The organism is Amycolatopsis sp. NPDC003861 (assembly GCF_053605405.1).
In genome coordinates this window covers 41,752-54,598 of the sequence record NZ_JBSGJD010000027.1, presented here as the reverse complement: position 1 = coordinate 54,598, position 12,847 = coordinate 41,752, and the positions used below count along the sequence as shown (strand labels likewise).

The following is a 12,847-nucleotide window of genomic DNA, read 5'->3' as shown; positions in this document are numbered from 1 at the left end:
CCACCCGGACGCCTACCCGCCGAGCGCCAGCGCCACCGCGCCCAGCAGCGCCGCGTCCTGGTCGAAGCGGGCCGCCACCAGCTCGGGCGGGAACGGCACCGCGTGCGCGAGGCGGTCCGCCAACGCCGGCAGCAGCACGTCCGCCGAGCGCACGAGCCCGCCGCCGACCGCGATGCGCTGCGGGTCCAGGGCGATCGCCAGGTTGGCCACGTGCATCGACAGCTCGTCGAGCGCGGCCGTGACCAGCTCCTTGGCCTCGACGTTCTCCTTGGCCAGCGCGAACAACTCCCCCGCGGTGACCGGGCGGCCGAGCAGAGAGCTCGCCCGGCCGCCCAGCCCACGCCCACCGACGGCTTCCTCGAGCGGCGCCGCTCCGCTCGCGAAACCCTCGGTGTCCTGCGGCGAGAGCAGGTTGTACCCGATCTCGCCGGCAGCTCCGTTGGCGCCGGTCAGCACCCGGCCGCCGACCAGCACCGCCGCCGCGATGCCGGTGCCCAGTGACAGGAACACCGCCGGGTCGGCCCCGGCCAGCGTGCCCCAGCGCCACTCCGCCAGCGCCGCCGCCTTCGCGTCCGTGCCCACCGAGATCGGCGAGGCCGGGAACTCGGCGGCCACCAGCTCCGCCAGCCGCAGCTGCTCCCACCCCGGCACGTTCGGCGCGAGCAGGATCCGGTCCGGCAGCACGATCCCCGGGCTGACGACGCCGATGCAGGCGGCCGTCGCGCCCTCGTCGGCCAGGAGGGCCCTGGCCGCGGCGAGCGCGCGCACCACCACCTGCTCGGCTCCCGCGTGCGCGTCGGTGTCCAGCCGGCGCGTCGCCAGCAGGGTGCCGTCGCGGTCGGCGAGCCCCAGCGCCACCTTCGTGCCGCCGAAGTCGATCCCGAGAATCCGGTCCTCGCTCACGCGTGCGCCCCTCCCGTCCCCCGCACCACGATCCGGCCGGTGTTGAAGCCGTCGACGCTGATCACCGGGGCCGCGCCGCGCAGGTCGGCGGCCCGGTAGGTGACGGTCAGCGTCTGCGACTGGCCCGGCCACAGCGTGATGTCGTTGTCGTCCCAGGTCGCGTTCGCGAGCTGGTTGTCCCCCGACGCTTCCCGCCCGTCCGGCGTGCCGCGGCGGACGTCGGCCCGCAGGAAGAACGCCGCCCCCGGCGTCTTCGAGGTGTTGGTCACCGTCACCGTCGTGACCAGGCCCGCACCGCTCGGGCGGGTCGAGGCCACCGCGCTGACCTGCGACTTCGGCAGGTTCTGCAGCGCCTGCAGGTTGCTGTACTGCGACAGCGTCGCCTGCGGGTTGCCCAGCGTCTTGGCCCAGTCGACGACGTCCTTCTGCGTCGAGAGCCAGTAGACGTTCCGGTCGACGACCTTCCCGCCCTGGGACACCTGCAGCTCGACGAAGTAGACCTGCGCGGGCGCCGGCGCCTTCGTCTCGGCCGGGACCTTCGGCTTCAGGACGCCCGTGCGCACGCCCTGCGAACCCAGCGAGAGACCCGAAGCCGTCTGGTCGTCGAGGACCTGGCCCGCGGTGTCGAGCACCCGGGCCCGCACCGAAAGCCCGGACTGCGTGGTGGCCCCGAGGTTGTCCAGGGTGACCGACCCGTTGTCGTAGCCGTAGATCGCGTGCAGCGGCTTGTTGGCCTTCTGGGCGCCGAAGTACGCGCCCGGCTGGTCGCCGTCGTCGTTGTAGAGCGACCACAGCAGCGTCGGCCAGCCCTTGTTCAGCTGCCAGTAGACGACGCCGGTGGCCGGGTTCGCCTTGTCCGTCGAGTGGTGCAGGAAGGCCTCGAACTGCGAGCGCGTGTTCTCGTAGTTCGCGATGTTGGCCAGGTCCACATAGGACTTGAGCGAGTTCCACTTCCCGTACCGCTGCAGGATGGACTGGTCCAGCGTGTACAACGTGCCGAACGCGTAACCGCCGTGGTCCGGCTCGAAGTTCGCGTGGTACTGGTTGTACTCCGGGTCCTGCCAGAGCTTCGCCTGCTCGGCGGGCGAGAGGAACCGCTTGATCGAATCGAGCGTCGGCACGGTGTGCCCGGCGCTCTGCTCGCTCGCGAAGCCCCAGGCGCCGCCGGCGTTCGTGCGGGAGGAGTCCTCGGGGTCGAAGTGCGAGCTGTCGTACCAGTAGGTCGGCGGGACCCAGTCGTACGGGCCTTCCTTCTCCCCGGACTGCCCGAGCGTCGGCGTGCTCTTGTACTCCGCCGAAGCGATCACCGGCACCTGGAAGTCGGCTTCCCCGAACGCCTTGAGCGTCTCGGACTCCTGGCGCGGCACCGGCTCGTTGTCGCTCCAGCCGTAGTTGAAGACGCTCGGGTGGTTCCGTTCCATCTGCGCGATCGTGTACGCCGAGTCGTGCATGATCCGGTAGTCGCGCTCGGTCAGCGTCGAGGCGTCCTCCGGCTGCCAGGCGTCACAGCACAGGAACCCGCCGATCACCAGCAGGCCGGCGCGGTCGGCCTGGTCGTAGAAGTCCTGCGGCATGTCGTGGCCTTCGAGCCGGACGCCGGACAGGCCCAGGTTCTTGATCAGCGCGAGCTGGTGGGCGGTGTCGGCCTTGTCGTACCGCAGGAACAGGTCCGGCGCGAAGCCGCCGCCGCGGAACACGAAGTCCTTGCCGTTGATGGTGAACTGCCGCGCGCCTTCGGGCAGCGGCGCGGACTTCCCGACCAGGCGCGAGGTCACCGTGCGGATGCCGAACGTGCTCTTCGACGACGTCGAGAGCACGCCGTCCTGCGAGACCGCGGTGGTCAGCGTGTACAGCGGCTGGTCGCCCATCGAGTACGGCCACCACACCTTCGGGTGAGCGATCTTCACCGGCGCGAACGCGACCGTCCGCTTGGTGTTCGCCGGGATCGTGACCCGCTGCTTGACGACGATCGGCGCGCCTGAGGGCGGGGTGACCGTCGCGGCGACGTCGCCGGTCTGCGCCGTGGCCGCGTTGTTGGTGACGTCCAGCTTCACCGTCAGCTTCGAGCTGGACAGGTCGGCCGCGTTGTCCTGCACGACGTGGGCGTTGTCGCCGGTCAGCGCGTCGGAGACCTGCAGGGTCGGCGGGAATTGGATGCCGGTGTCGTTGTCCGGCGGGATCTGGCCCCAGTCGACCTGGTCGAGGGTGTACATCTTCGTCGGGTCGTTCGGGTAGACCTTGATCGCCAGGGTGTTGCGGCCCGGCTTCACCTGCTTCGTGACGTCGAAGGTGTGCCCGGCGAACGCGCCGCTCACGACGTCCTTCGTGGCGACGAGCGTCCCGTTCACCCAGACGTCGCCCTCGCCGACGATGCCCGGGATGGTCAGCTTCGCGTGCTGCCCCGGCCGGATGTCCGGGGCGAAGTCGGTCCGGTACCACCACGGGTCGGAGAACGGCTTGGTGACGACAGGGCCGAGCTGGTCGACGTACCCGAAGCACTTGCGCATGTTGTCGGAGAAGAAGACGTCCGGGCACTTGCCGTTCTGCACCAAGGCGTTGATCTCGGTGCCGGGCGCGCCGGCGTCGTCCGGCTTCACCGGCAGCCAGCCGCGGGTGGCGTACCCCGGCGTGGAGACCTTGTCGCCGCCGTCCTTGACGCTCGCCGTGGTCAGCACCTGCCAGCCCTGCAGGCCGATCGTCGTCAGCCCGTGCGGCTTCGCGAGGTCCTGCTGCGCGGACGCCGGCGCGGCCACGCTCAGCACGCCGGGCACGAGGAGCAGCGCGGCGAGGACCGCGAGCTTCCGGGTCATGCCTGAGCCCCTTCCGGTTCGGTGGCGAAGGCTTCCTTGATTTCCTTGGGCCCGAACGGCCACGTGTTCTCGGCCTTGGCGTAGACGAGGTAGGCGATCGCGCCGACGGCGATCCAGCCCAGCGACAGCCAGATCGACAGCCATTCGGCCGACTTGTAGATGTACACCCAGCCGATGAGCGCGATGATCGTCGGCACCGGGTAGAGCCACTGCCGGTACGGCCGCCTCAGGTTCGGTTGCCGGCGGCGGAGCACGACGATCGCGGCGACCTGCGCCAGGGACTGGATGATGACCAGGGTCGCGACCGCCGCGTTGATCACCTCGGTCAGGGTGAACAGCGAGCCGACGATCGTGATGGCGCCCATGGTGAGCACGCCGGCGGTGGGCAGGTGCAGCTTCGGGTGCAGCTTGCCGAACACCGGCAGGAAGACCTTGTCGCGCGCGGCTTCGAAGGGCACCCGCGAGCCGCCCAGCAGCCCGGCGAAAACGGACCCGATCGCGGCGATCACGATCAGCACGGTGATGGCCTTGGCCGTCCCGGTGCCCCAGACCTGCTCCAGCACCGACGACGCGACCGACTTCGCGTCCTTCAGCTGGTCGAGCGGGATCGAGCCGAGCACGCCGACCTGCAGCAGGAAGTACAGGCCCATGATGCCGACGATGGAGAAGATGATCGAGCGGGGCAGCGTGCGGCCCGGGTTGCGCACCTCGCCGCCGAGGTAGGCGGAGGTGTTGTAGCCGAGGTAGTCGTAGATCGCGATGATCAGGCCGGCGCCGAGGCCGCCCCAGAAGGTGCCCTCGCCGGCCGAGCTGAACGCGCCGGGGGTGAAGGCGAACGCCTGGGCGCCGCTGAAGTGGGAGAACGCCGCGACGATCGTCGTCAGCACCGCGGCGAGCATGATCACGAACAGGACCGTCGTGAGCTTGGAGATCTGGCCGATCTTCCGGAACAGCGCCAGGATGATCACCAGGGTGATGCCGACGCCGATGACCTTGCCCAGCGGGGTCGTGCCCGCGTCGTCGGTGACGCCCGGGATCAGGTAGCCGAGGTACTGGACGAGGCCGATGATGCCGGTCGACATGATCAGCGGGATGAACAGCACCGCGCTCCACACGAACAGGAACGGCATCAGCCGGCCGGTGCGGTACTGGAACGCTTCGCGCAGGTAGAGGTACGTGCCGCCGGCACCCGGCATCGCGGCGCCGAGTTCGGCCCAGATCAGCCCGTCGGCCAGCGCGACGATCGCCCCGATGATCCAGCCGAACATCGCCTGCGGGCCGCCCATGGTGGCGACCATGGCGGGGATCGTGACGAACGGGCCGATCCCGCACATCTGGGTCATGTTGATCGCGGTGGCCTGCAGCGGGCCGATCTTGCGCTCCAGGGCGGGCGGCTCCCCGGAACGAGTGGGTGAACTCACGACGTGCCTCCGACTAGTAGTTAGTAAAGTTTCTTAACATAGAACGCCCCGAGCCGGAAGGGTTCGCGGATAAACTTGCGGCAACTCAGGAGGACGCGTGGGACGAAACGGGCCGCAGGTCGGGACACCGGCGCACATGCGGGCCTTGAACCAGCGCCTGGTCCTGGACCGGCTGCGCGCGCACGGCGAAGCGACGCGACCCCGCATCGCGGCCGACACCGGGCTGTCGAAACCCACGGTGGGCCAGGCTCTGCTCGACCTCGAGCAGCACGGCCTGGTCCGGACCACCGGGCGCAGCCTGACCGGCCCGGGCCGCGCGGCGGTCGTCTACCAGGCCGCACCGGACGCGGGTCACGTCGTGGGCGTCGACATCGGGCGGCGGGTCCTCCGGATCGCCGTCGCGGACCTCGAAGGCAGCATCGTCGCCCGGCTCGACGAGCCCAACCGGTGCCGTTCGGCGAGCGCGCTGGTGCGCACGGTCGGCGAATCCGTCGAACGGGCGGTGTCCTCGGCCGGCCTGAGCCCGCACGAGGTCGTCTCGACGGTGGTCGGCACGCCGGGCGTCCCGGACCCGGCGACGGGCACGGTGCACCGCGCGCCCAACCTGCCGGGCTGGGAACGGCGCGGGCTGCTGCACGAGCTCGTCTCGGCGCTGGCGGTCGCGGGTTCGGACGTGGAGGTGGAGAACGACGCGAACCTGTGTGCGGTCGGCGAGCACGCCCTCGGCGCGGCGCTGGACGTGGACGTGCTGGTGTGCCTGACCGTCGGCACCGGGATCGGGATGGGCCTGCTGGTCGACGGCAAGCTGTTCCGCGGCGCGCACGGTGCGGCGGGCGAGATCGCGGACCTGCCGCTGGATCCCCGGCCGTCGGGTGCCGGAGCGAGGCGCCCGGGACCGGTCGAGACGGCGGCGGCGGGCCAGGCGGTGCTGGCCGCGGCACGCGCCCGCGGGCTGGCGAAGGCGCGATCGGCGAAGGACGTGTTCCGCCTGGGCCGCGCGGGCGACGAGGTGGCGCTCGGCGTGGTCGAGGAGGAGGCGGAGAAGCTGGCGTACGTCGTCGCGTCGGTCACCGCGGTCCTGGACCCGCGCTTGATCGTGCTGGGCGGCGGCATCGGCGGCAACACGGACCTGCTGGCCGGACCGATGCGCCGGGCGCTGGCGGCGACGACCCCGGTGGTCCCGGAGATCGTGGCGGGCCAGCTGGGCGAGGACGCGGTCCTGGCGGGAGCCATCGCGACTGCTCTGGGGACGGCACGCGAGCTGGTGTTCGACCGCCGCGGCCTGAGCCGCGCCGCGGGCGACGCCTGAGGACCGTCGAGTCCACGGTGGACTAGTCCGACGGCCCCCGCAGGGTGAGCACGACCCGCAGCACGTACTCCACCGCCGTCGGGAAGGCCGCGCCGCGCAGCTCGCCGCGGTCGGCGAGGTTGCGGGAGGCGAACTCCAGTTCCCGGTCCGGCCCGCCCCGCCGGACGACGAGCGCGGCGATCTCCTCGAAGTCGAGGTCCGGGTGGTCCAGGCGCGTCAGGGCGAACTCGATCATCAGTTCCTCGGCCGTCACGTGCGCCTCCTCCAGCTGCCTCCAGCTTACCCGTGAGCGGCCTCACCAGGCTTACTGTACCGTCCAGACGGTATAGTAAGACGTATGACCGCCACCCTGCCGACAGGCACGCCCTTGAGCCCCCGGCGCCGCTGGGCCGCGCTGGGCGTCCTCGTCGGCGCCGTGCTGCTGCTCGCGGTCGACGGGACCGTGCTGTACCTGGCCGTGCCGTCACTGACCCGCGAGCTCGCGCCGACCGCCACCGAGATCCTCTGGATCGGCGACGTCTACTCCCTCGCCCTGGCCGGGCTGCTGGTCACGGCCGGGAACCTCGCCGACCGCTTCGGGCGCAAGAGGGTGCTGCTCGCCGGCACCGCCGCCTTCGGGCTCGCCTCGGCGCTGGCCGCCTTCTCCCCCACCGCCGGCGTGCTCGTCGTCGCGCGGCTGTTGCTCGGGGTCGCCGGGGCGACCATCATGCCGTCGACGCTGTCGCTCATCCGGACGCTGTTCGCCGACCCGCGCGAGCGCACCCGCGCCATCGCCATCTGGTCGGCCGGCTCCGGCGGTGGCATCGCGCTCGGCCCGCTGGTCGGCGGGACGCTGCTGGAGCACTACTGGTGGGGCTCGGTGTTCCTGATCAACGTGCCGATCGTCGTCGTCTTCCTGGTCCTGGGCGCCTGGCTGCTGCCGGAATCGCGCGACCCGAACCCCGGGCGGTTCGACCTGCTGTCGGCCGGGCTGTCGCTGACCGCGATCGTCCCGCTGGTCTACGCGGTGAAGCACGCCGTCAGCTCGGGTCCCGACGTCCAGGTGGGGGTCGCGGCCGTGCTGGGGCTGGTGTCCGGCTTCCTGTTCGTCCGCCGCCAGCGGCGGGCCGAGGCTCCCCTGATCGACGTCGCGCTGTTCCGCAACCCCGCCTTCAGCGGCGCGGTCCTGGCCGACTTCATCGCGGTCTTCGCACTGATGGGCCTGCTGTTCTTCTTCTCGCAGTACCTGCAGCTCGTCCGCGGCTTCTCGCCGCTGCAGGCGGGGCTCGCGGAGATGCCGGCGACGCTCGCCTCGATCGTCGTCATCGCCGCCGTCGGCGTGGTCGCCGGGCGGCTCGGGCGGGGCCGGGCCATTGCGGCCGGGCTCGCCGTCGCCGCGCTGGGCCTCGCGCTGATCTCGGTCGCCGAACGGGCACCGCAGTACTGGTGGCTGGGCCTGGCGCTGGTCCCGGTCGGGCTCGGCGTCGGGCTGGCGCTGACGCTGACCATCGATTCGGTGCTCTCCGCCGTCCCGAAGGACAAGGCCGGCTCGGCGTCGGCGATCTCCGAGACCGCCTACGAACTCGGGGCGGCCCTGGGCATCGCGCTCCTGGGTTCGGTGGTGAACCTGGTCTACCGCGCGTTCCTGCCGGCGGGTCCGGTCCCGCCCGCGGTCCGCGACTCCCTCGCCGGCGCCGCGGGCGTACTGGCCCCGGACTCGGAACTCGCCCGCGCCGCACGGGAGGCGTTCACCGGCGCCATGCAGGTGACGTCGCTCGCGGCGGCCGCCGTCACCGCCGTCGCCGCGGTGATCGCCTGGCGTACCATTCCGTCCGGAAAGGACTGAAGATGCCTCGCAAGGCCGGGCGCAGCCCGGAAGAGACGCGCCGCGCCCTGCTCGACGCCGCCGCGACGGTCATCCGCACCCGCGGTGTGTCGGCCTCCCTGGACGACATCGCGCGGGCGGCCGGCGTGTCGAAAGGCGGGCTGCTGTACCACTTCCCGGCCAAGGACGCGCTGGTGCGCACGCTGGCCCAGGACCTCCTGGACGAGTTCCGCTCCGAGGTCCACGCGGCGCTCGACCCGGCCGACACCGCCCCAGGCCGGCTGACGCGGGCGTACGTCCGGGCGTCGCTGGACACCTCCTACGACGAGGTCGCGGTCCGCGAAACCATCGCCCTGATCGCGTTGCTGATCTCGATCCCGGAGATCGCCGAGCTGGCCCGCGCGGACGCGCAGAGGTGGGAACGCGACCTCCACGACGACGGTCTCCCGCCCGACGTGGTCACCCTGGTGGTCGCGGCCGCCGACGGCGCGAGCACGGCACCGCTGTGGGGCGTGGGCATCGACGTGGCGGCCGCGCGGAAGCTGGAACAGCAGCTCCTCGCCCTCACTTTCCGGTGATCAGCACGTCGATCGCCTGCTCCCGAGTCGCCGGATCCCCCGCGGTCGAGGTCCCCGTCGTGGCCGCAGCTCCCGCCCGCACGGCGTGACCGGAGCCGTTGTCAACAGACTTCGGTACTGGGAAATCACCACTTCGCGAGCCCTACGTTAGTCGGCTCCGGCGAAGGTGTCTTCCGGGTAAATTTTCGACAGCGCGCGCAATTCCGGCAAATCCCCGTCCCCCCACGAGGAGTCTTCCGATGTCGAGGAAGTTCGCCCTGGCCGGCGCCGTTGCGCTCGCCTTGACCGTGACCCCGCTCGCCGCGGGGACCGCGTCGGCCGCCACCGAGCAGGAAGCCGCCGTCACCACGGTCTACTACAGCACCGCCAGCGCACCGACGTTCCGGTCGGTGATCAACGCCGGTGCCGCCAACTGGAACCGCAGCGTCACCAACGTCCGGCTCGTCGAGCGCAACTCCGGCGCGAGCCTGCGCTACACCGAGGGCAACGACCCCCGCGGTTCCTACGCCTCGACCAACGGGCACGGCAGCGGCACCATCTTCATCGACTACACCCAGGCCCGCCAGTACAACCCGACGCGGATCGCGGCGCACGAGACCGGGCACGCCCTCGGGCTGCCCGACCACTACTCGGGCCCGTGCTCCGAGCTGATGTCGGGTGGCGGCCCCGGCCCGTCCTGCACCAACGCGGTGCCCAACTCCGCCGAGCGCAGCCGGGTCAACCAGCTGTGGGCCAACGGGCTCGTCGCGACCAGCGCCGAGCGGGCCGTCGAAACGATCTACGGCTTCTGAACCGCTGACAGCTGTGGCCCGGGCCGGTGCCCGGGCCACAGCCCTGTCCGGGTCGATCTGGGTGATCATCCCGATGTCCCGCGTCCGCGCCGTCAATACGGTCAAAGGATGCGAAACACCCTTCTCACCGCCGGGCTCGCCGGTGTCCTGCTGCTGACCGCGCTCCCCGCGCACGCGGCCACCCGCCTCTCGTTGCCCGCCCCCACCGGTCCCTACGCCGTCGGCAGCGTCGACCTGCACCTCGTCGACCACGCGCGACCGGATCCCTGGGTCGCCGGGACGACCCGCGAACTCATGGTGACCGTCCGGTACCCCGCCCGCTCCGGCGGCGGCGCGAAAACTCCCTACCAAGCAACGGAAGCCGCTGCGGTCATCGCCGAGGAAGACGCGCGGACGCTCGGCATCGCCGCCGACCGGCTCGACTACACCTTCCCCACGCACGCCCGCACCGGGGTTCCCGCCGCCGGCGGGCGGCGGCCGGTCGTGCTCTACTCGCCCAGCGCCAAGTACCCGCGCTCGGTCGGCACCACGCTGCTGGAGCAGCTCGCGAGCGAAGGCTATGTGACGGTGGCGATCGACCACACGCACGAGCCCGCGGCGGTGGCGTTCCCCGGCGGCCGCGTCGAACGGCGGGTGCTGCCCTCCGGTCCCGATGCCGGCCGGCAGCTGATCGCGACCCGCGTCGCGGACACGCGGTTCGTGCTCGACGCGCTGGAAACCCTGGCCCGCGGCGGGAATCCGGACGCCGGGCACCGCCCGCTGCCCGCCGGGCTCGTCCCGGACGTCTCCCGCGCCGGCATGTTCGGCCACTCCGCGGGCGGCTTCACCACCGCCGAAACGATGGTGTCGGACCCGCGCCTGGACGCGGGGGCGGACCTCGACGGCAGCATGTCGTACTCCCAGTCGCACCGCGAGTACGGCCGCGCCGCCGACGAAGGTCTCGACCAGCCGTTCCTGCTGCTGAGCGCGGGCGACCACAGCGCGGCCTCCGACCCTTCGTGGCAGGAGTTCCTGGCCCACCAGCGCGGTCCGGTCCGCGCGCAGCACCTGCCGGACGGCGAGCACTTCAGCTACACCGACTACCAGGTGCTCCTCCCCCGCCTCGGCCTCGACCCGGCGGCGATCGCCCCCTTCGTCGGCACCGTGGACCCGGGCCGGAGCATCGCCACCCAACGCGCGACCCTGAGCGAATTCTTCGCCTGCCACCTCAAACGCCGGTGAAGCGGCGTCGGATGGCCGGCCTCAGCGCCGGGTCCACTGCTGGTTGGCGCCACCGCTGCAGGACCAGAGGATGATCTTCGTGCCGTTCGCGGTGGCCGCGCCGCTCGCGTCCAGGCACAGCCCGGACACCGCGTTGGTGATGGTCCCGTTGGCGTTCAGCGTCCACTGCTGGTTGCGCTGGCCGTTGCAGTCCCAGACGACGACCGCGGTGCCGTTCGCCGTTCCGCTGTCGTAGGCGTCGAGGCACTTGGTGCCGTTGACGACGAGCTGCCCGCGGGAGGGGATCCAGGTCTGGTTCGGGCCTGCCGCGCAGTCCCAGAGCTGGGTCTGGATCCCGTTGGTGATGCCGTTGTCGTCCACGTCGAGGCAGCGGCCCGACGGCACGCCGACCACCTCGGCACCGGCGGTGCCCGGGAGGGGCAGCACGGCGACGTCGGTGACCTTCGGCGGGGTGCCCGAGAACGTCAGGGAGTTCGTTCCCTTGCCCAGCGAAACCACCGCCGAGACGGTCTTGGCCGCTCCCCCGGTCGCCGGGAAGGCCACGACCGTCGGCTGCTGGCCGTTCACCGCGAGGGTGGCCGTCTGCGCGGTGGTCGAGCTGTAGGTGAAGGTCGCGACAGCCAGCCCCGTGGCGGCCGCGGTGATCGTCGAGCCGTGCGTGGCCGCCGCGTCGGTGCCCCGGACGGTCAGCAGCACCGAGTCACCGGCGGGGACGTCGACGCCGTAGCCGGTGGCGAAACTCCCGGCATCGCGTGCGCCCCAGACGTTCCGGACCTGCGCCGGGGCCGTCGTCAGGCCGAGGTCGGCCCACCGCACGTTCATCGTCGCCGCCGACGACGTCCGGTTCAGCAGCACCACCGCCCGCTTGCCGGAGCCACTGAGGACCTTCGAATAGACCTGGAGCCCGGCGGCGTCCTCGGCCACCTTGACCCCCTGCAGGCCGCGCGGGTCCTGGTCGACGGCGATGACTTCCCGGTTCGCCAGGATCGCCTTCGTGGCCGCGCTCATCGTCGCGAGGTTGTTGCCCGCCAGCAGCGGCGCGCCCGAAACCGACCACAGGCTCATCTCCGTGCGCGCCTGCGCGTCGGTGAGACCGGGCAGGCCGACGGTGAGCATGTCCGGGTCGTTGACGTAGCCAGTGTGCTGCGAAACCGGGTGCTGCGCCTGGTCGAAGTTGGTCAGCACCTGGCCCAGGTTCGCCGTCTGGCCGTAGAAGATGATGTCCGTGCTGGTGCGCCACATCGGGGCCGTGCCGGCGCCCCAGTTCCACGGGTTCTTCTTGCCCCAGTTGCAGATCGACAGCGTGAGCGTGCGCCCGGTCTGCGCGGTCGCGGCCTTGTTGGCGTCACTGATCGCCTGGTACGTGCTCTTCGGGTCGAGGCCTTCGGCGTCGCCGCCGCACCAGTCGACCTTGACGAAGTCGAAGCCCCAGCGCTGGAACTGCAGCATGTCCTGCAGGTAGTGGCCTTCGCTGCCGCTCCCGGGCGCCGCGGGCCGCCCGGTCGGGTAGTAGTAGCCGCAGCCGTCGCGGCCGGCGTCGGTGTAGATCCCGGCCTTGAGTCCCTTGCCGTGCAGGTAGTCCGCGATCGCTTTCATCCCGCCCGGCCATTCGGCGGTGTCCACGGTGATGTTCCCGGCGCTGTCGCGGGTGCCCTGCCACCAGCCTTCGTCGATGTTGACGTAGCGGTAGCCGGCGTCCTTCAGCCCGGCCGACACGAGCGCGTCGGCCTGCGCCTTGATGGTGGTGTAGTCGATCTTGGCGGCGAAGGTGTTCCAGGACGCCCAGCCCATCGCCGGCGGCGGGACGGCCTCCTCGGCGGCGGCCGGGCTCGCCGTGGCGGCTCCGGTTCCGGGGAGGACTCCGGCGACCAGCGCGAGCGCGGCCAGTCCGAGGCGCAGCTTCATGGAGGGCTCCGACTTCGTCGTCGAGAAATGTTAGCGCTAACAGAGACGAGGGGATTGTTGACCTCGCCGCGGTCCGGCGTCAAGGGGCCGGAGGGCGGGACTTGC

General features: G+C 71.6%; 10 protein-coding genes. 5 read left to right on the top strand and 5 right to left on the bottom strand.

The window, feature by feature from the left end; translation table 11 throughout:
* Positions 1 to 12: 12 nt before the first annotated feature.
* Genes ACWEVN_RS10290 through ACWEVN_RS10280 form a run of 3 tightly spaced genes read right to left on the bottom strand, consistent with a single transcriptional unit; the run spans position 13 to position 5,134 of the window.
* Positions 13 to 903: an ROK family protein gene (locus tag ACWEVN_RS10290; RefSeq protein ID WP_310975516.1), complete on the bottom strand. Its 891-nt coding sequence runs from the start codon at positions 901 to 903 to the stop codon at positions 13 to 15.
* Positions 900 to 3,713, bottom strand: coding sequence for a glycosyl hydrolase 2 galactose-binding domain-containing protein (locus tag ACWEVN_RS10285; RefSeq protein ID WP_452051012.1), 2,814 nt, complete (start codon positions 3,711 to 3,713; stop codon positions 900 to 902). The genes ACWEVN_RS10290 and ACWEVN_RS10285 overlap by 4 nt, the downstream gene beginning before the upstream one ends.
* Positions 3,710 to 5,134, bottom strand: a complete 1,425-nt coding sequence (locus ACWEVN_RS10280; protein ID WP_449685222.1) for an APC family permease — start codon at positions 5,132 to 5,134, stop codon at positions 3,710 to 3,712. The genes ACWEVN_RS10285 and ACWEVN_RS10280 overlap by 4 nt, the downstream gene beginning before the upstream one ends.
* 136 nt (positions 5,135 to 5,270) lie before the next feature.
* Between ACWEVN_RS10280 and ACWEVN_RS10275 the strand changes: the two genes are divergently transcribed.
* Positions 5,271 to 6,443, top strand: coding sequence for an ROK family protein (locus ACWEVN_RS10275; RefSeq protein ID WP_452051013.1), 1,173 nt, complete (start codon positions 5,271 to 5,273; stop codon positions 6,441 to 6,443).
* A gap of 22 nt (positions 6,444 to 6,465) precedes the next feature.
* Here ACWEVN_RS10275 and ACWEVN_RS10270 read toward each other — a convergent pair whose 3' ends face one another.
* Entirely contained in the window at positions 6,466 to 6,696 is a 231-nt protein-coding gene (locus tag ACWEVN_RS10270) for a hypothetical protein (RefSeq protein ID WP_310975513.1), read from the bottom strand.
* Between the two features lie 84 nt (positions 6,697 to 6,780).
* Here ACWEVN_RS10270 and ACWEVN_RS10265 point away from each other — a divergent pair, with 84 nt between their 5' ends.
* The 4 genes from ACWEVN_RS10265 (at position 6,781) to ACWEVN_RS10250 (ending at position 10,837) form a co-directional block, all read left to right on the top strand.
* Positions 6,781 to 8,268 (top strand): MFS transporter, encoded by a 1,488-nt coding sequence (locus ACWEVN_RS10265; RefSeq protein ID WP_452051011.1) that lies wholly within the window; start codon positions 6,781 to 6,783, stop codon positions 8,266 to 8,268.
* Between the two features lie 2 nt (positions 8,269 to 8,270).
* A complete protein-coding gene (locus ACWEVN_RS10260; protein WP_449685220.1) occupies positions 8,271 to 8,825 on the top strand; it encodes a TetR/AcrR family transcriptional regulator in 555 nt (184 codons plus the stop codon).
* Positions 8,826 to 9,064: 239 nt separating this feature from the next.
* On the top strand, positions 9,065 to 9,616 hold the full coding sequence (locus ACWEVN_RS10255) for a snapalysin family zinc-dependent metalloprotease (RefSeq protein ID WP_310975506.1): 552 nt from the start codon (positions 9,065 to 9,067) through the stop codon (positions 9,614 to 9,616).
* A gap of 108 nt (positions 9,617 to 9,724) precedes the next feature.
* The gene (locus ACWEVN_RS10250) at positions 9,725 to 10,837 is read left to right on the top strand and encodes an alpha/beta hydrolase family protein (protein ID WP_452051010.1); all 1,113 of its coding nucleotides are present in this window, start codon (positions 9,725 to 9,727) and stop codon (positions 10,835 to 10,837) included.
* 21 nt (positions 10,838 to 10,858) lie between these two features.
* Here the strand turns inward: ACWEVN_RS10250 and ACWEVN_RS10245 are convergent, their stop codons facing one another.
* Entirely contained in the window at positions 10,859 to 12,742 is a 1,884-nt protein-coding gene (locus ACWEVN_RS10245; protein ID WP_452051009.1) for an RICIN domain-containing protein, read from the bottom strand.
* Between the last annotated feature and the right edge of the window lie 105 nt (positions 12,743 to 12,847).